General features: G+C 63.9%; 15 protein-coding genes and 2 pseudogenes. 12 read left to right on the plus strand and 5 right to left on the minus strand.

The genetic code is table 11. The features are described 5' to 3' along the window. Nucleotides 1–44: 44 nt before the first annotated feature. Together AC6RIC_RS06245 and AC6RIC_RS06250 are read right to left on the minus strand one after the other, a co-directional pair. Nucleotides 45–1688 carry an MFS transporter gene (locus AC6RIC_RS06245; RefSeq protein ID WP_499735525.1) on the minus strand — a complete coding sequence of 548 codons (1644 nt, stop codon included), beginning with the start codon at nt 1686–1688 and terminating at the stop codon, nt 45–47. A 315-nt stretch (nt 1689–2003) separates the two neighbouring features. Beyond that, a pseudogene (locus tag AC6RIC_RS06250) lies at nt 2004–2187 on the minus strand (IS91 family transposase); the annotation flags it as partial. Between the two features lie 212 nt (nt 2188–2399). Between AC6RIC_RS06250 and AC6RIC_RS06255 the strand changes: the two are divergent. Both AC6RIC_RS06255 and AC6RIC_RS06260 read left to right on the plus strand, forming a co-directional pair. After that, nucleotides 2400–3935, plus strand: coding sequence for an MmgE/PrpD family protein (locus tag AC6RIC_RS06255; RefSeq protein WP_499735526.1), 1536 nt, complete (start codon nt 2400–2402; stop codon nt 3933–3935). Nucleotides 3936–4096: 161 nt separating this feature from the next. Next, nucleotides 4097–4810: a GntR family transcriptional regulator gene (locus AC6RIC_RS06260; protein WP_499735527.1), complete on the plus strand. Its 714-nt coding sequence runs from the start codon at nt 4097–4099 to the stop codon at nt 4808–4810. A gap of 13 nt (nt 4811–4823) precedes the next feature. Here AC6RIC_RS06260 and AC6RIC_RS06265 read toward each other — a convergent pair whose 3' ends face one another. After that, complete coding sequence (locus AC6RIC_RS06265) at nt 4824–5909, minus strand: 4-oxalomesaconate tautomerase (RefSeq protein WP_499736563.1); 1086 nt, start codon at nt 5907–5909, stop codon at nt 4824–4826. A gap of 105 nt (nt 5910–6014) precedes the next feature. Between AC6RIC_RS06265 and AC6RIC_RS06270 the strand changes: the two genes are divergently transcribed. The 5 genes from AC6RIC_RS06270 to AC6RIC_RS06290 all read left to right on the plus strand — a co-directional run bounded on the left by AC6RIC_RS06270 (nt 6015) and on the right by AC6RIC_RS06290 (nt 11757). After that, nucleotides 6015–6959 (plus strand): LysR family transcriptional regulator, encoded by a 945-nt coding sequence (locus tag AC6RIC_RS06270; protein WP_499735528.1) that lies wholly within the window; start codon nt 6015–6017, stop codon nt 6957–6959. A gap of 194 nt (nt 6960–7153) precedes the next feature. Beyond that, entirely contained in the window at nt 7154–8032 is an 879-nt protein-coding gene (locus AC6RIC_RS06275; RefSeq protein ID WP_499735529.1) for a Bug family tripartite tricarboxylate transporter substrate binding protein, read from the plus strand. A gap of 369 nt (nt 8033–8401) precedes the next feature. After that, nucleotides 8402–9754: an MmgE/PrpD family protein gene (locus AC6RIC_RS06280; RefSeq protein ID WP_499736564.1), complete on the plus strand. Its 1353-nt coding sequence runs from the start codon at nt 8402–8404 to the stop codon at nt 9752–9754. A gap of 36 nt (nt 9755–9790) precedes the next feature. Beyond that, nucleotides 9791–11146 carry an MmgE/PrpD family protein gene (locus AC6RIC_RS06285; RefSeq protein ID WP_499735530.1) on the plus strand — a complete coding sequence of 452 codons (1356 nt, stop codon included), beginning with the start codon at nt 9791–9793 and terminating at the stop codon, nt 11144–11146. Between the two features lie 5 nt (nt 11147–11151). Further along, on the plus strand, nt 11152–11757 hold the full coding sequence (locus AC6RIC_RS06290; protein WP_499735531.1) for a glutathione S-transferase family protein: 606 nt from the start codon (nt 11152–11154) through the stop codon (nt 11755–11757). A gap of 55 nt (nt 11758–11812) precedes the next feature. Here AC6RIC_RS06290 and AC6RIC_RS06295 read toward each other — a convergent pair whose 3' ends face one another. Further along, nucleotides 11813–12499: a GntR family transcriptional regulator gene (locus tag AC6RIC_RS06295; RefSeq protein WP_499735532.1), complete on the minus strand. Its 687-nt coding sequence runs from the start codon at nt 12497–12499 to the stop codon at nt 11813–11815. Nucleotides 12500–12723: 224 nt separating this feature from the next. On the opposite strand from AC6RIC_RS06295, the gene metC reads away from it, so the two are divergent. The 5 genes from metC (at nt 12724) to AC6RIC_RS06320 (ending at nt 18208) form a co-directional block, all read left to right on the plus strand. Beyond that, a complete protein-coding gene (metC, locus tag AC6RIC_RS06300; RefSeq protein ID WP_499735533.1) occupies nt 12724–13950 on the plus strand; it encodes a cystathionine beta-lyase in 1227 nt (408 codons plus the stop codon). Nucleotides 13951–14050: 100 nt separating this feature from the next. Next, nucleotides 14051–15082, plus strand: coding sequence for an amino acid ABC transporter substrate-binding protein (locus AC6RIC_RS06305; RefSeq protein ID WP_499735534.1), 1032 nt, complete (start codon nt 14051–14053; stop codon nt 15080–15082). A 27-nt stretch (nt 15083–15109) separates the two neighbouring features. After that, nucleotides 15110–16342: an amino acid ABC transporter permease gene (locus AC6RIC_RS06310; RefSeq protein ID WP_499735535.1), complete on the plus strand. Its 1233-nt coding sequence runs from the start codon at nt 15110–15112 to the stop codon at nt 16340–16342. A 1-nt stretch (nt 16343) separates the two neighbouring features. Then, a complete protein-coding gene (locus AC6RIC_RS06315) occupies nt 16344–17432 on the plus strand; it encodes an amino acid ABC transporter permease (RefSeq protein WP_499735536.1) in 1089 nt (362 codons plus the stop codon). After that, the gene (locus AC6RIC_RS06320) at nt 17429–18208 is read left to right on the plus strand and encodes an amino acid ABC transporter ATP-binding protein (protein ID WP_499735537.1); all 780 of its coding nucleotides are present in this window, start codon (nt 17429–17431) and stop codon (nt 18206–18208) included. The genes AC6RIC_RS06315 and AC6RIC_RS06320 overlap by 4 nt, the downstream gene beginning before the upstream one ends. A 497-nt stretch (nt 18209–18705) precedes the next feature. Here AC6RIC_RS06320 and AC6RIC_RS06325 read toward each other — a convergent pair. Then, a pseudogene (locus AC6RIC_RS06325) lies at nt 18706–18862 on the minus strand (IS3 family transposase); the annotation flags it as partial. Between the last annotated feature and the right edge of the window lie 15 nt (nt 18863–18877).

Consider the following 18877-nt stretch of genomic DNA (forward strand, 5'->3'; position numbering starts at 1 on the left):
GAATTTTATAGGAATTCGGCCGGGCCCTGCGGGGCGCGCGGCCTTCAGCCGTGAGGGGTGTCGGACCGGAAGATGCCAGGCTTTCGAGGCACTGCGGTGGGGCGTTCGATCGAGAGAGTTACTTCCGGCGCGCCGTCGCCCATATGCAAGTTGGCGAGGCTATCGTTCAGCACTCTGTCAGCCGCGGTGCGGCGGTAGTTGAAACGCAGATAGTCGTGCCAGGTCGGCGTGCGGAAACTCTCGGTCCACACAGCGATGTCGTGCAGGTTCCGGGTCAGGATCCAGCGACGCGCGCCGTTGCGCCCCTGTGCGCGCCGTCGCTGCAGCATCAGGGCGAGAAAGGCTTCGACCTGATCCGGGGCGATCCGATACTCGATCTTGACGGCGATCGGCCCGCTGCGCGGCTTCAGATCGAGGCCCAGCGCCGGCGTTTCGAAATTGTCGGGCGTCGAGACATCGGAATCCTTGCGCTGGTGGATGGGCAGAAGAAAGCCGAGAAGGGCGACGCCAAGGGACGCCGCGGTCGACGCCTGCAGGGCGAAGCTCAGGGAATAGCTCTCGGTGACCATGCCCCAGAGCCAGCTTCCGGCAGCCAGCCCGAGCGAGGTGAGGGCGTAATAGAGCGAGATCGTCCGGCCGACGACCCAGCGCGGGCTTGCCCATTGCACGCTGATGCTGAGGCCCGACCAGCCCAGGACCCATCCGGCGCCGCCGAGCATCAACGCGAGGGCCGCGACGGCCGGCATCTGCGTCAGCGAAAGACAGAGCGTGCAGGTTGCGCAAGCCGTGCAGGCCAGCTTCAGCATCTGCTCGTCCGACAGCTTGCGCCGCAGCGTCGTCGAGGCGAGGCCGGCCAGCAGCGCCCCTGCGCCGAAGCCCGCCATCAAGGTGCCATAGGCAATCGCGCCCTGCTTGAGCTGGTCGCGAACCACCAGCGGCAGCAAGGCGAGGATCGCGATACCCGCGAAGCCGAACAGGAAACCGCGCCCGAGCGCCGTCTTGATCTCGGAGGACAGTGAGGTGAAGCGGATACCGTCGGAGATCGCCGTCAGCATTGCCTCCGGCGGCAATCTCGAGGTCGGCACCTTCCATCGGGAGCGCCAGACGACGGCCAGCGGCGCGAGATGGCCGAGCGTGTACAGGCAGAAGGCGGTCAGGGGGCCGAAGGTCGCCAGGATGATGCCGCCGAGCGCCGGCCCGACGCTGCGCACCGTGTTGAACCCGACGGATGTCAGCGTTACGGCCGCTGCGAGGTCCTTGCGATCGACGATGTCGCCCACCGAGGCCTGCCAGGCCGGGTCGTTGAAGGCAATGCCGCAGCCGGCCAGGAAGCTGAAGAACAGGATCACCCACGGATTGATCATGCCGAGCGCGACGAGGATCGTCAGCGCTACGGCGGTCAGGGTCATCAGCGACCGGGCTGCCAGCATCACCTTGCGGCGATTGAAATTATCGACGATCGCCCCGGCGAAGATCGACAGGATGAAGGCTGGCAGGTTGGTCGCGGCCTGAACCAGCGCCACCATGACACTGGACGGCGTGATGGTGGCCATGAGCCAGCTCATGGCGATGGTCTGGATCAGCCATCCCAGTCCCGAGATCAGCCCGGCGAGCCAGATCGCCCGGAAGGTGACGTTGCGGAGAGGCGCAAATGGCCCGGTGCTCGCCGCGGGCTTCCGCACATCCATGACTCCGCTCATTTCCGACGTCTGCTCCTCGGCCGCCGGCATGGGTTCCGAGCGTGATTCTGGAATCTTATGTCACGATTTTCGCCTGGAAGGCCTGATTTTCCGGCATGGATGACCTGCAGGGAGATGAATCTTCGCCGCCGGCGGCTGAGCCGCACAGCCCAACAACGCTGAAAATATCGTGAGGACGGCGAATGGTGCGCCATTCAGGATAAAACTGCGAACACTTATGTATTTGAAATAGCGTTATAATTTTCGCCGGCCCGGAGCGACACGGTATTGCCTTTTGGTCATCCGGCTTCCGCTCTTGCAGGCGACCCAGTCTGTCCGGCGCAGTGGGGCCAGCATGGCGGCAAAGGCTTCGGCTTCGGCCAGATGGGCGAGATCGCCATGGAATGCGAGCCGTCCGGCTGCATGCAGGGCCGCAAGACCCTAGAGGAGGGCTGGCGGAGCAGCCGCGAGAGCACGCCATAGGCAGGAACAGTCCCGGCCGACACGAGAACCGCTGTGACTAAACGCATCTCGGTCGTACTCATCTACTGTCTCGGAAAGTCTGGAATACCCGGCGCTCGGACAGGTTCCCAGGTCTTCGCGTGTTGCGATCAAGCTGAGGCTTGTAGCTCGAAAGGGCAGGCGTCCGAGCAGGACGAACGGCGTCAAATCTCGCTGACGTGCAGCGGTGCTGCCTGCCGCGCTTCACGATCCTTGTCGATGCCTCGCGCACGACTGGATCATGGTGCCGGAAGTCGTTTATCCATACATTTGCATACATTTGCTCTTGACGAACGGCATCTCTTCGCTATGCCAGAGCTCGACGAGTTGAAACTCTCCTCACACCCGTCGAGCCGCTGGAGGCACATGATGAGTGACCAAAACTTCGAGCGGAACCGTTCAGAAAAGCTGGCAAGCTACATCGCAGGCGCGCGCTCCCGTCCGCTGCCGGACTCGGTGCGGGATGCCGGCAGGCAGGCGCTCGCCGACTTCATCGCCGTCTCGATCGCCGGGCACGAGGACGGGGCCGTCAAAGCCTTACGATCGGTCGCCGCCCAATGGAACGCGCCCGGCGCAGCGCGCATCTTCCTGGGCTCGAAGACCCAGCCGGCGATCGCCGCTTTGCTCAACGGAACCATGACGCACGCCATGGATCTCGACGACGTGCATTATGCCGGCGGGGGACACCCCAGCGGCCCATGCTGGTCTGCCGCGATGAGCCTGGCGGAGCATCACGAGGCCGATGACGAGACTGCGCTTCGTGCTTTCGTCGCCGGCTATGAGGTGATGGCGCGTCTCGGCGGCGGGGGGCAGCAAGGGGTCGGTCGCACGCTCCAACACCATGGCTTTCACCCGACCTCGATCTTCGGTCGTGCTGGGGCTGCCGCGAGTGCGAGTGTTGTGCTCAATCTCGATCAGGTCCAGGTCGCGAACGCGCTCGGCGTCGCCGCCACCACGGCCGGCGGGCTCGTCGGTTCTTTCGGCACGCATTCCAAGCCCTTCCATGCCGGCAAGGCGGCGATGGACGGCGTGATGGCGGCCGAAATGGCCCGTTCGGGCTTCGTTGCCGGACAGCACCTGTTCGAGCGCGACAAGGGGCTGTTGCCCAGTTTTCTCAAGGACGCCAATGTTGTCGTGCCGGAACTGGATTTCGACAAGCAGTGGTATCTGATGCGCAACGGCTATAAGCGCTTCGCAAGCTGCCGCGCCACGCATGCGGCGGCCGAGGCGGCGCAGAGCGTGAAAGACCAGATCGGTAACCGGACCGTCATGCGGATCCAGGCCTTCGTCAATCCGATCGCCTTGGTGGCGGCCGGCAATCCTGCGCCCAAGACGGGGCTCGAAGCCCGTTTCAGCACCTATTGCTGCATTGCCATGGGCCTCGCGGGCTATCAGCTCTCTGCTTTCGACTTCACCGACGACATTATCGAGAATCCTATGGTCGCGGACGTCCTGCCGAAGATCGAATGCATTCCGGTCAAGGGGCAGTCGGAAGTGGCGGCAAAGCTGCTGATCGATCTCTCCGACGGGCAGACGATCGAGGCGTCCGTCGAGATCGTCCTCGGCCATCCGGATCGTCCGCTCAGCTGGGCGCAGATCCAGGGAAAGTTCGAAGGGCTCGTCGTGCCGGTCCTGGGTGACGAGAAGGCAAGCGATCTGTTCGCGGCCGTCACTGGCTTCGCCACGACGGGTGAAGCGTCCATTCCGCGGATTTCTGCCCTGCTCTCGGCACGCCCGTTGAAAAAGTCGCCCTAGCCGCCCGTGCCGTGACTTCGACCGAGGCCGTCTTGGCCAGTCTGAGGTATCTGTGTTAACCGCAGACGGGGAACTCGGCACGTCGGCCGAGCACTGACTAGCTGCGACTGGTGCTTCGGCAGGTCCGTCCGCGGCGTCAGGCGATGGAAGGTTTTTTAGGATTGGCCAAGCCAGCCAGAACCCGCTCTACCGAGACGAGCAAGCCGGCTTCGGCCGACGGCGCCGATGGGCCAGTGGGCGGCAGCGGCGACCTTGCTTCCGATATCCAGAGACAAGTGCGTGATGCCATCCGCAGGGGGGCGCTTCCCAGCGGCGAGCGCGTCACCGAGGTCGACCTCGCGGCCCGCTTCGGCGTGTCGCGAACCCCGGTGCGCGATGCGATCATCAGGCTCGAAGCCGATGGCTTGCTGACGAACGAGCCGCGGCGCGGCCTGATCGTCTCCAGCCTCGACCATCAACAGGTCGTCGAGCTTTATTTTATGAGGGAAGTGCTCGAGGGCGCTGCCGCTCGTCTGGCGTCTCAGAGCGCCAGCGATATCGAACTGGAGACCATCGTGGCTCTTACCCAGCTCGAATCCAAGCAGGGCGTGACCGTCGAGGCCCTCAGCGACATCAACGTCAAAATCCACAACATGATCGCGCTCGCGGCGCATAACCGTTATCTGCTGCGCAGCCTGACGCAGCTCGGCGTTACGATGTCGCTCCTGCCGAGCTACCTTGCCATGGGTGATCGGGCCAGATCGGCAGCCGTGGAGCATCGCGCGATCAGCAAGGCGCTGATGGACAGGGACAGCGAGCAGGCGGAAAACGCAGCTCGCGCCCATGTGCGTTCATCCCTGCAGCACCGTCTGCTGCAGGCGATCGGCGGACTATAGACAAGAAGGAGCTTCAGGCCGCGAGCGGCGCCGGACGATCCGGAACCTGCGCGAAGGCGACGCCCTCGAGAATGGGTTTGGTCGTTCTGACCACCGCCGCGGTGGCCGCTCCGTCGCGCCGATCGATCATGACCTCGATCCGTCCCGATGGATGCTCGATCGTCACGCGACGAGGTAAGGGGGCTTCTCCCACCAGGCGATTTGCCAGCGTGCCCGGCGTGCCGCAGGCCGTGCCGAGCCCGACAGCGCCGGTGACGGCGAAAGCCTTGTGGCAGGAGTGCGGCATGAAATAGCGCGCCGTAACCGTCCCGCCCTTCTGCGGGGGTCCGATCAGCACCGGCTTGGGAATGACGAGGCCGGCTACGTCCCCGAGCCCCATTCGCCTGCCGGCTTCACGCCGGATCGCCTCCAGACGCTCCATGAACGGCCCGTCGGCGTCGAGTTCTGCCGGTGCTTCGCTGCCGCTTTTTCCAAGCGAGGTGGCCTCGATCACGACCAGCGGCATCGCCGCGTCGATACACGAAACCTCGATCCCATCGATGCTGTCGATGGCCGATCCGGTCGGAAGCAGCTTTCCGGTCTTGGCGCCGGCAACGCCGAGAAATTCGAGTTCGACGGGCGCCCCGCTCCCCGGAACACCGTCGATTACGGTGTCGCCGTCATAGGTCGGTCGCCCGTCGGGGGTGAGGACGGTAGCGGCAATGAGCTGGCCGGTATTGACGTTGTGAATGACGAGGCGTGTCCGGCCGGGCTGGCCGGGAACGAGCCCCTTCTCGATGGCGAACGGCCCGACCGTCGACAGCATATTTCCGCAATTCGGGGAGGTGTCGACGATCCTCTCGAGGACCTTCACCTGGGCGAAGAGATAGTCGACATCCGCATTCGGATGCGTCGACGGCCCGACGATGGCGACCTTACTCGTCAGCGGGTTGCCACCTCCGAGCCCGTTAATCTGAAGCTCGTTGCCCGACCCCAGCACCGACAGCAAAACCTCATCGCGCATGGCTGGATCGGCCGGCAGATCCGTCGCCAGGAAAACGGGGCCGCGCGAGGTGCCGCCGCGCATGAGGGTACATGGAATGCGAAGTTGGGTCGTCATGGCGGCCAATGTCCAGCAGCTTCCGCCGGGATCGACGGGTCTCAAAGCGATATCCGCCGCCTTAATCATGTTGTAAAATGCAAAAATTATTGCAATTAATCCTATATGCGTATCAATTTCGAGCTCCTCGATATCCGTGCCTTTCTCGCGGTCCTCGAATTGGGGGGCTTCCACAAGGCGGCCGAGATGCTGAACATCTCGCAGCCGGCCTTGTCCCGCCGCGTCCAGTCACTGGAAGCCGCGGTAGGGGCGCCGCTGCTGGAAAGAACGACGCGACGGGTCGGGCCAACAAGCGTCGGGCGTTCCTTCGCCCCATTGGCTCGCCGCCTCCTCGACGAATTCGAGGAATCGCTTCTCGGCATCACCGGCGTCGCCGGACGGCAATATGGTCAGGTCACCATCGCCTGCGTCCCAACAGCCGCCTTCTACTTCCTGCCACGCGCGATCGAATCGTTCAGCGCCATCTATCCGCTGATCCGTTTTCGCATTCTCGATCTGTCCGCTAATGACGGCCTGGAGAGCGTGGCGCGCGGCGAAGCCGAATTCGGCATCAATCTTCTCGGCAGTTCCGATCCTGACTTGGCTTTCACCCCACTTGTCGAGGATCCCTTCGTTCTCGCATGCAGGCGTGACCATCCGCTCGCAGCCCGTCAGGAATTGGCCTGGAAGGACCTCGCCGACCAGACTCTCATTGGGGTCAGTCGCGCCAGCGGCAACCGCATGATCCTCGAAAGCGCTCTTGCCAAGGAGGGGATCGGCCTGACGTTTAAGTTCGAAGTGAACCACCTGACGACGTCGCTCGGACTCGTCGAGCGCGGTCTCGGCGTCTCCGTCCTGCCGCGGCTTGCTACGCCACCGCGCGATCACCCCGTCATTGCGACGAAGGCGATCGGGGCGCCTCCCATTTCCAGGACCATCGGTCTGGTCGAACGACGCAAAGCCCGCCTTGCACCTGCTGCCCAGCGTTTCCGGGACATGCTGATCCACACCTGGAGTGCGGATCAGCCCGCCGCCTCAACTATTGATAATAGAAGCGCATCAATTAGGTAAATTATCGCATTTCTCAAATCCTTCCATTGGATGGCAAGAGGCTCTCACAACAGGGTCGTCAGCCACCCTGACATTGGGAGGAAACAATGATGCATCCGACTCGCCGCAGCCTGGTTCTAGGCGCCGCCTCTCTAGCCGCCGGGAGCGCTCTGAGCACCGTCGCACGGTCACAGGCGGCTTTTCCGACCCGCCCGATGAAATTGCTGGTTCCCTATGCGGCCGGTGGCGGGACGGATGCCGTCGCCCGGCTCGTGGCTCAGGGCATCGGCGAAAAGCTCGGACAGTCTCTTGTCGTCGAAAACAACGGCTCTGCCGGCGGCAACCTGATCACGGCGCAGGCAGCATCCTCGCCGCCGGACGGCTACACGGTCCTGCTGGCGAACCAGGGGCCGATGGTCGTCAATCCGCACCTGTTCAAGAACGTGAAAGTCGACCCGCTGACGGCTTTCAATCCGGTGACGCTGATTTCCGATACGCCGCTCGCCCTCGTGGTTGCGCCGAAATCCCCGTTCCAGACCGCCGGGGACCTCGTCGACTACGCGAAGAAGAACAGCGGAAAGCTGACCTACGGCTCCGCCGGCAATGGATCCGCGAGTCACCTCGCCACTGTCCTGCTTGCCAGGACCGCGGGCTTCGAGGCCGTGCATGTTCCCTACCGCGGGGCGGGCCCTGCTCTGACCGACCTCATCGCCGGGCAGTCCGACTTCATGATCACGACCGTTCCGTCTGTTCTCGGTCTGATCGAGGGTAAATCCGTGCGGCTGCTCGCCGTCACGAGCCCGCAGCGTACCAAGCTCTTTCCGGAGACGCCGACGGTGGCGGAACTCGGCTGGTCGGACTACCGCGCGACCGCGTGGTACGGGCTTGTAGTGCCCAAAGGTACGCCCGAGCCGATCATTAAGATCCTTCGCGACGCCACAATCAGCACAATCAACAACGATACGATCAAAGAGCGCCTGCGCAACGAAGGCGCCGAGCCGATCGGCAACGAGCCGGCAGCATTCGCCGAAATGATGCGTACGGAATCCAAGCGCTGGGCTGAGTTGGTCAAGAGCGCCAACATGTCGATCTGAACTTCGGAAGCATGTGACACAATCGGCAGCAGGATCGCGGTCTCGCGATCCTTTGTCTCAGCCTGTGTCCTCCGGCCGGGCCAAAGGGGCGGCCGGGGACACAGCCGATGCTCGCCATCGGCTTGCGGTGACAAGCAATGTCGGTTCGAGCGGCATTTTGCGCACGGACCATCTTTCTCCGACAAACCACACGGCCGACGAGCCTCGCCAGAGGGCGCTCCCAGCGCCCGGGCTTCGCGGGACAATCCCGACAATACATTAAATTCATCTGAACTCAATTGCATGCAGTGGTAGACATTGCGATGCCGTTGCGCCTATCAGTGTTGCACAAACGGTCGTCGTCACCATCGCGCCCTCGGAGCATTGCGGATGCTGGTCAAGCACATTGCGGAGCGTTCAGCCGCCCTCGAACCACGCAGCTTTGATCCGATGGCCCGCAAATGGGCCAAGGACGCCATTGCTGACATGATCGGCTGCGCTTTGCTCGGTGCCAGAACGGCGACGACGGAAGCGGCACTGGCCAGTTCACCAAATCCCGGCCAATGCCTGATACTCGGGCGCAAGGCGCGGATCGGCCGGCTCGAAGCGGCCTATGTCAACGCGACCTCCGGCCATGCACTCGATTACGATGACACGAGCAAATCGCTCTCCGGTCACCCGACGGTCATCATCATTCCGGCTTTGCTGGCGCTCGCCGAGCAGCGCGGTACGACCGGAGCCGAGCTGCTGGATGCCTATATCGTCGGTGTCGAGACCGCCACGCGCATCGCGCGTGGCGTAAACTTCCATCATTATGAAAAGGGCTGGCATCCCACCGCCACGCTCGGGATATTCGGTGCGGTGGCGGCCTGTGGGAGGCTGCTTGCCCTTCGCGCCGACGCGCTTGCCCATGCGCTGGCGACGGCCGCATCCTTCGCCAGTGGCGTCAAGGCCAATTTCGGCACCCAGACCAAGCCCTTGCATGCCGGTTTCGCGGCACGCAACGGGCTTTTCGCGGCCCTACTCGCGGCGGAAGGCGTACAGGCTTCGCTCGAGGCTTTCGAGCACGTCCATGGCTTTCTTCGGGTTCTTAACGGAGAGGGCAACTTCGACACGGGGCGCATGCTGGATTCCTGGGGCCAGCCGCTCGATCTCCTCGCACCGGGAATTTCCATCAAGAAATACCCGTGCGTCTACAGCGTTCACGGAGCGATCGACGCCGCGATCGAGCTTCGGCGCCGCGAAAGCCTGCAGGCCGACAGCATCGCGGCCGTGACGGTGAGGATGCACCGCAGGCGCCTGCTTCCGCATGTACGCAACCCCGCGACCAGCGCGCTCAACGCCAAGTTCTCGATGCCTTATGCGGTTGCGCGCGGGTTGGTGAACGGCGCGGTCACGCTCGGGCATTTCGAGGATGACGCTCTCTACGATCCGCAGGTCACGCGTGTGATGCAGCTCATCGGCATCGACGAGCATAACGACGATTCCAACGATTACGGGGCCGAGGTCGTCGTGGTGCTGAAAGATGGCACGAAACTGACCGCGTCGGTGTCGTCCCCGCTGGGGCGCGGGCCGGAGGCGCCGCTGCCTGACGGCATGCTGCATGCGAAATATACCGATTGCGCTGGTCACGCGCTGACGGCGGCGGGAATCGAGGCCAGCTTCGACATGCTCATGAGGCTCGAAGAGCTCCATGACATTCGTGAATTGACCGCGCTGATCGAACAATCCAGCGCTGCCTGAGCGGCCAGCCACTATAATCCGAGCGATGAGGACGCCATGAGCTTCGCATTCGAGCTTGCTGAACGCGCCAGCGCGATAACGCTTGGGACCATGCCGGCGGATGCCGGCCGCGTAGCGGCGCGCGCCTTTGCCGATACCATCGGAACTGCGCTGGCCGGCTGCAAGGCAGAGTTTCTCGACGGTGTCGAGCGCGTGCTCGAGATTGCAGCCGATACGGGGCCGGCGACCAAGATCGGCCGCCCGGGCCGGTGCTCTCCGTTGCAGGCAGCCCTGATCAACGGCACGGCGGCGCATGCGCTCGACTTCGACGATTGCAGCACCACGATGGGCGGCCACCCGTCCGCGCCGGTCGTGCCGGCCCTGCTTGCCCTGGCGCAGGAGCGTGGCGCCTCCGGACGGGCGGTGCTGGCGGCCTATCTCGCGGGCGTCGAGCTGGAACTGCGCCTCGCCCGCGCAGTGATGCCCCATCACTATGAGAAGGGCTGGCACCCGACCGCCACGCTCGGCGTCTTCGGTGCCGCTGCCGCTAGCGCTCACCTGATGGGCCTCGACCGGGAGCGGATGGCGACGGCGCTGGCGATCGCGGTCTCGATGGCGAGCGGCCTCAAGGCGAATTTCGGAACGCCGATCAAGCCGCTTCATGTCGGCCAGGCCGCCTATAACGGACTGCTGGCCGCAACGCTGTCCGAAAAGTGCATCACGGCCAGTGCCAATGCCTTCGAGCACGAATACGGCTTCTTCAGCCTGTTCAACGGCACGGGCACCTTCGATCCGCAACTAGCGCTGGGCGATTGGCTGGATCAGCCGGAATTGCTCTCCCCGGGGCTTGCGATCAAACAGCACCCGTGCTGCGGCAGCGCGCATTCCGCCATCGATGCCGCGTTGGCTCTTCGCCGCCAGCACGGTCCCTTCGGGCCCGACGACGTTGCGGAGATCGAGACCTGGACACATCGACGGCGGCTCGCACACACGGATCGTTCCCAGCCCGGCACCGGGCTCGAGGCGAAGTTCAGCGTGCAGTTCCTGACGGCCAAGGCACTGAGTGCCGGGATCATTCGCCTCGACGATTTCGACGGCGAGACTTTTCTGCAGCCCGAAATCGCGTCGCTGCTCGCGCGGACGCGGTCGCGTGCCCACGAAGAGGGCGACGAGTATCTCGGCCGGGTGAAGGTCAAGCTTCGTGACGGAAGCGTCTTCGAGGCCTCGGCCTCAACCGCGTTCGGCCGCGGACCTCTCAACCCGATGACGGATGATGAACTCGAGGCCAAGTTCGTCGACTGCGCTGGTTCGCACCTCGACGAGGACCACGCCCGAAGCCTGTTCCGCGCCATTCTCGCGCTCGGCCAGGCGCCCGGCGTCGACGACATCATGACTGCAACCGTACAAGGATGATGACGATGCTCAAGATCTACGGACGTCGCGATTCTTCGAACTGCGCGAAGGCCTTCTGGGCTCTCGACGAACTCGGGGTGAGCTATGAGCTGATCGCCTGCGGTGGCCGGTTCGGTGGCACGGACACGGCCGAGTATCGCGCGCTCAATCCGCACGGCAAGGTGCCTACTGTCGTCGACGGAGATGCGACCGTGTGGGAATCGAACGCCGTGCTGCGCTGCCTCGGCAATCGCTACGCCAAAACGGCCATCTGGCCTGCCGATGCGGCCGGCCGCGCCGCCGCCGATCAATGGATGGATTGGGGCGCGACCGCTTTCGTTCCGGCGATGGGCAAGCTGCGGACTGCCGCAAAGGCCGGCGACAACGCTGCTGCGGAGGCGGCCTTCAAGACGCTCACAAGCCATGCCGGTCTGCTCGACCGCCATTTGCAGCAGAGCGACTATCTCGCGGGCTCTTCGTTGACGATGGCCGATCTCGCATTGGCGCCGGCGGTCCATCGCTGGTTTCTCGTCACGCTGCCGCTGCCGGCGCTGCCTGCGCTCGAGGCCTATCGCGACCGGCTCGCCGGCCATGACGGGTATCGGCGCCACATTGCCGGCGCGCTGAGCTGACGCTGCGCCAGGCGCCTCGCGACGACGGCATGCTCTGACGCGAGGCGCGCTCGTTTCAAGAGCCGTTGCCGGCTGTCGCCTGAGCGCGCAGCATGATGCTCATGCGGTGCTGCTGTGAGGAACGAACCTGAGTCTTGACCAGGTTCTCCGCGGCCGAGCCGTCCCGGCGCAGGAGTGCTTCGGCGATCTCGCGGTGCTGCCGGTGCAGCACCGCCGCGCGGCCGTTCTCGCCGATCAGCGTCGGCAGAAGCGACATCGTGACGGAGAGCTGATTCAGGCTGCGCAGCAGATAGCGGTTATGGGCGGAGAGGGCGAGGAGATGGCGGAAGTTCCGATTGATCTCCGACATGCGCGGGACGTCATCGAGTGCCCCGGCCTCGGCCTCGACAAGGCCCGCGAAGGTGGCGAGCTCGATCTCGCTCGCGCCCTGGGCCGTCAGCCGCGCGGCGGCGCCTTCCAGCACCTCTCGCATGAAATAGAGTTCGATGATCTGCTGATGGTCGAGATCGGTCACGATCAGGCCACGGCGAGGCTCGTTGGTGAGGAGCCCATCCGTCTCGAGCTTGGCGATGGCCTCGTGCACCGGCGTGCGAGACATGCCGAGCATCGTCGCCAGGCCGGCTTCGGTCACACGCCCGCCGATGGCGAGCTCGCCTTTCTGGATCAGGGCGCGGATGCGCTCGTAAGCGTCGAAGACGAGGTCACGGCCACCGGTCGAAGCGCGTTTAGGCTGGGCGGTCATAGTCGGTCTGAGGCTCCTGTTGTCGGCTTCGGCTCGGCTCCCGCCTTCCTATGCCAAAGCAGCGGCTCCTGCACAGTGGAACACACCATTGCGAAGGGGAAAAGAGAAAGCAGCATCCTATTGCGCTCTAATAAATGCAGTTGTATGCATTCACATGCTGATTTTCCAGCGGCGCTTGTTTTTCGTCTCGCGCCCGCACTGGCCCGTTCAGGAAAGAGCGACCCATGAGCTTGTCTTCGCCGTCCGATCTCGCCCCCAGCAAGGGCATGGCCGCCAAGGAGCCGGCGCGTAACCACAAGCTGGGTCCCGACACCATCATCTGCCATGCGGGGCGCGACCCGGCTGCGCATTTCGGTGTCGTGAACCCGCCGGTGTTCCATGCCTCGACGGTCCTGTTCCCGACGCTGGCGGCGCTCGACGCCAAGGCTGATACGAAAATCCGTTACGGCCGGCGCGGGACGCCGACGACCTTCGCGCTCGAGGATGCGGTCTCTGCCCTGGAAGAGGCGGCCGGTACGGTTCTGGCTCCCTCCGGCGCGAATGCGATCTCCACGACGTTGCTCGCCAATCTGGATCCGGGCGACCACGCCCTGATCGCGGACAACGTCTATGGGCCGTGCCGGCATTGCGGCAACGAGGTGCTGCGGCGCTTCGGTGTCGAGGTCGATTTCTACGATCCGCTGATCGGGGCCGGCATCGAGGCGCTGATCAAGCCGAACACGCGTCTGATCTGGATGGAGGCGCCCGGCTCGCTGACCTTCGAGATGACCGATATCGCGGCGATTGTCGCAGCCGCGAAGCCGCGCGGCATCGTCACCGTCGTCGACAACACCTGGGCCGGCGGTGTGTTCTTCAAGCCGCTGACCATGGGCGTCGATATCTCAGTGCAGGCCGGCACCAAATACATTTCCGGCCATTCCGATCTGATGCTCGGCACGATCTCCTGTGCGGAGGGCAGCTATGAGCGCGTCAAGACCTTCGCGCAGCGTCTCGGCCTTTGCGTCGGCCCGGACGACGCGTATTTGGCTCAGCGCGGCCTGCGGACGATCGCGGTCAGGATGCGCCAGCATCATGCCAACGCCCTGGAGCTGGCCAACTGGCTGGCCAGGAGGCCGGAGGTGACGCGCGTCATGTATCCGGCCTTGGAGAACGATCCGGGCCATGAGCTCTGGAAGACGCATTTCACCGGTGCTTCTGGGCTGTTCGGTTTCGTCATCCGGGAGACGGACCGCAAGCGGCTGGCCGCGATGGTCGACGGCCTGCGTCTGTTCGGCATGGGATCGAGCTGGGGCGGCTATGAAAGCCTGCTGCTTCCGACCGATCCACGGGTCCTGCGATCGGCCACGACATGGAACGAGCCCGGCCAGTGCATGCGCGTGCATGTCGGCCTCGAGGATGTTTCCGACCTGATCGACGATCTCGACCAAGGTTTCGAGCGGCTGGCTCGTTGAGCGAGGGAGTTCGCGCGCCCGTCCGCTCGAAGATGCAATTGGCCGCATAGCCGGCCGCCGCAATTCGCAAGATCGCTTCAATAAAAAGGGGAGTCAGAATATGCGTTTCGCACTTGGTTTCGTCGGCGCCATCGCCACGCTTCTAGGCGCCGCCCCGCTGCCGGCCGAGGCTGGCCAAGGCGACACTCTGAAGGCCATTCGTGAGCGCGGGGAGGTGCTCTGCGGTGCTCATCCGGGCCGTTACGGCTTTGCGGCACCTGACGACAAGGGGCGCTGGTCGGGCTTCGAGGTCGATCTGTGCCGCGCGCTTGGTGCCGCGATCTTCGGCAGTGGCGAGAAGGTCCGTTTCGTCGCGCTGTCGAGCCAACAGCGGTTCCCGGCGATTCAGGCTGGCGAAGTCGACGTGCTGGCCCGCAACACCACGGCGACGCTGACCCGCGACACCGCGCTCGGCCTCAACTTCTCGCCCCCGGTCTTCTATACCGGCCTCGGGTTCATGGTCCGCAAGGATGCCGGCGTGAAGACTGTGGAGGAACTGAACGGCGCCACCATCTGCATGGCGCCGGGCAGCACCACCGAGCAGGCCGTCGCCCGCCTCTTCACGCAGCGCGGACTCAAGTACACCCCGATCGTGATCGAGAACAACAAGGAGCTCGCCAGCGCCTATGTCGCCGGCCGCTGCGATGCGCTCGCCAAGGATCGTGACGCGCTGCCGGGCGTGCGGATGTACGATGCGCCGAATCCCGACGACCATGTCATCCTCGACGGCACCTTCTCCAAAGAGCCGCTGGCACTTGCTGTCCGCCATGGCGACGACCAGTGGTACGACATCATGAAATGGGTGATGTACGGCCTGATGGAGGCCGAGGAGAACAAGGTCGGCCAGGCCAATGTCGACGAGATGACCAAGTCCAAGGACCCCTATGTCCAGGATCTGCTCGGCGTCACCGGCGATTACGGCCCCAAGCTCGGGCTCGACAAGAAATGGCTCTACTGGGTCATCAAGTCCGTCGGTAATTACGGGGACATCTACGAGCGTCACTTCGGCGAGAAGACGAAGCTGCCGCTGCCCCGCGGACACAACAAGCTGTGGATCGAGGGCGGGCTGCTCTACGGGCTGCCGATCAAGTAATGCGTCCGCATCGCAGGGTGACGTGATATGACCAGCATCGACCGAGGCCTCGCCGCCGCCGTTCCGGCGAAGGCTCATGGGAGGGCCCGGCATGCCGCCGGGCCGCCGCGCCGCCGCCTGAGCTGGGACGATCCGTTCACGCGGGGCCTAATCTATCAGGCCGGGCTCGCCGCTCTGATCGCGCTTGGCATCTACGCGCTCTACAGCAACGTCTCCGAGAATCTCCAGCGGCAGAACATCGCCACCGGGTTCGGCTTTCTGGAGCAGCTCGCGCGTTTCAACATCGGCGAGTCGCCGATCCCCTACAGCGCCAGCGATACCTATGGGCGGGCGCTGCTCGTCGGTCTGTTGAACACGATCCGGGTCGCTGCGGTCGGCATCGTGTTCGCCACCCTGCTCGGCGTGGTCGCCGGTGTGGCCCGAGCGTCGCGCAACGTCGTGATCTCGACGCTCGCCGGTACTTATGTCGAGCTCGCCCGCAACGTGCCGATCATCCTGCATGTGCTGCTGTGGTCCTCGATCATCCGCAATCTGCCGCCACCGCGGCAGGCGCACGACCTGCTCGGCATCGGCTTCATCAGCAATCGCGGTTTGACCCTGCCGCTGCCCGGCTTCGGCACCGCGAGCGGAACGCTCGCGATCGCGCTCGGCGTCGCCGTTCTCGCAGCCTTCGCCGTTACCCGTCTGGCGCGCCGTTACGGCGAACGCACGGGGCGATATGTCGAGCCGGTCCTGCCCGCTCTTGCGGTTCTCGTCGCACTGCCCGTGCTGACCTGGCTCGTGACGGGTGCGCAATTCACTCCCGACATCCCGCAGCGGCGCGGTTTCGGCTTCTTCGGCGGATTGACGCTCTCGCCCGAATTCTTCGCTCTGGCCATCGGCCTGACGATCTACACCGGTGCATTCATCGCAGAGATCGTGCGCGGGGGAATTCAAGCCGTCCCGAAAGGCCAGGTGGAGGCGGCGCGCGCGCTCGGCCTGCATCCGTTCTCCATCATGACCCGGATCGTCCTGCCGCAGGCATTGCGCGTCATCGTCCCCCCGCTGTCGAGCCAATTTCTCAGCCTGACCAAGAACAGCTCTCTGGGCGTCATTATCGGCTATCCGGAACTCGTCAACATCGGCAATACCGTGATGAACCAAACCGGACAGGCCATGGAAATGGTCACGATTATGATGTTGATCTACTTCACGCTCAGTCTCATCACCTCGCTGCTGATGAATTTCTACAATAGTCGCGTCGCGTTGAAGGGGCGCTGACATGTCGAATGTACTTCAGACGCCGGTGAGCGGCCGTCGCAACGCCCTGAACTGGTGGCTGCGCGAGCGCGTATGGCCTTCGCCTTTCCACATCGTCTTGAGCTTTGCGGTCCTAGCACTGATAGTCCCGGTCTGCGTCAAGATCGCCAACTGGGCGTTCTTCAATGCCATCTTCGTCTCGACGGGCCCGGACAGCTGCCGTGACGCCCTCGGTGCCTGCTGGGCGGTGATTGCCGAGAAGCACCGCGTCATCCTCTTCGGACTTTATCCGTTCGACGAACAATGGCGGCCGACCCTGGCCGTCGCGATCTATCTCGTCACGGTGGTGGTGACGCTCACGCCGCGCTTCTGGTCGTTGCGCCTGCTGATTCCGCTATGGGGGATCACGGTCGTTCTCATCGGGGCGCTGATGTACGGCGGCATCGGGCCGCTGCGCGTCGTGCCGACAACCGAATGGGGCGGCCTTGCCCTGACGATGATCATGTTCTCCGGAACAGTGATCATCGGCTTTCCGATCGCCGTGCTGCTCGCGCTCGGCCGCCGCTCCCATCTGGCGCTCCTGCGTTCGGTCAGCGTCGTCTTGATCGAGACCCTGCGTGGCGTGCCGCTGATCACGATCCTCTTCGTCGCGGTCAATGTCTTCCCGCTGTTCCTGCCGGCCGGCACCAATGTCGACAAGCTGTTGCGCGTAACCATCGGGATCGCAATCTTCTTCGCCTGCTACCAGGCCGAGACGATCCGCGGTGGCCTGCAGGCCGTGCCCGAAGGGCAATATGAAGCGGCGAAGGCGCTGGGCCTGCGCTACTGGCAGATGACCGGTCGCGTCATTCTCCCCCAGGCTCTGCGCATCGCCTTTCCGGCCATCATGAACCACGTCATCGCGGCGATGAAGAATACATCCTTCGTGATGATCATCGGCCTGTTCGACATCCTGACCGCGACGACCGCTGTCATGCAGGATCCCGTTTGGCGGAAATACTATGTCGAAGCCTACACTTTCGTGGGTTTCGTCTATTTCGCTTTCGGCTTCGCACTTTCGATCTACGCGCGCTTGATGGAGCGCAGGATGAACAAGGGATATGTCTCGTGAACACGTCTGCACAACGAGTGGATGTCACGGAATCCGGTGCTGCCCCTGCCGTCAGCATCCAAGGACTCTGCAAATGGTACGGCAACGTGCAGGTCCTGCATGACGTCGACCTGGAGGTGGCGGCCGGCGAAAAGATCGTGATCTGCGGGCCTTCAGGGTCCGGAAAATCCACGCTGATCCGCTGCATCAACGGTCTCGAAAGCCATCATGCGGGCCGCATCGTGGCCAACGGCGTCGAACTCGATGGGCGCACCCGCGGCCTGGAGGCGATCCGGCGCGAAGTCGGCATGGTCTTCCAGAGCTTCAACCTGTTCCCGCATCTCACGATCCTGGAGAACCTGACAATCGCTCCGATGCTCGTGCGCGGCACGCCCCGCCGGGAAGCGGAGGCGCTGGCTATGAACTATTTGGAACGTGTCCATATCCCGGAGCAGGCGCGCAAATTTCCGCTCCAGCTCTCAGGTGGGCAACAGCAGCGCGTCGCCATCGCGCGGGCGCTGTGCATGCAGCCCAAGATCATGCTGTTCGACGAGCCGACTTCGGCGCTTGATCCCGAGATGATCAAGGAGGTTCTCGACGTCATGCTCGAGCTCGCCCACACAGGGATGACGATGCTGGTCGTGACCCACGAAATGGGCTTTGCGCGCACGGTGGCGGACCGCGTGGTGTTCATGGCGGACGGAAGGATAGTCGAGGAAGGCGCGCCGGACCGCATCTTCGACCATCCGGAAACAGAGCGTGCCCACTCCTTCTTCCGGCAGGTACTGAAGCATTAAAGCCTCGGCCCGAAAAGTGGCATGCGGCTTTCGGACATAGCCGATGCAAAATCAACGAGCTGGAGTATCGGGCCAAATACGGTATTCGGTCCGATACTCCAGGACCTGCTTGCGGTCCCAGCACGCCGCCGCGACCCGGTTCTTCGCCACGCGGGCGCAGTTAGTCGAGGTGTGCCTGCCGTGGCAGGCGCATCTTTCCTTTTCCAGCCCTGCTTGGTCAACGCCTTCTTCGTGAGCCAGCCGTCGATGAACTGGGCGACCTGAAGTTTGTTCTCGTCCATCATCATGAGCGAGTGGAAGGCGACCACGCAGCGGCAGACCTTGTCGACCTCGGCGTCGGTGATCATCTTGTCGGTCATGGTCCAGCGCGGCACGATCTGCTTGACGAAGTTGTTGTATCCCTCGGCGGGCAACTGGCTGCCGGGGAGGCATTTTCGCTTGGCCGGAGCTCCCAAGCTGCACGACGAATTCCTGAGCGGCGCACTGTTCGACAGTCGCTTCGCGGTCTCTTGCCAAAGATCGATGCACGCCTGCGTTTGGGAATGACAGGGTGCGCCGCGCCCATCCTGCACGTCCCTTGCCGTCGAGCCAGATTGCGAGGTTGGCCGAGATGCAGGAGCAGCTGTCGTCGCTCAGCAGCCTCGGCCGTCGCGCGGCACCACAGCAATC

This window comes from Allobosea sp. TBD101 (assembly GCF_059817965.1).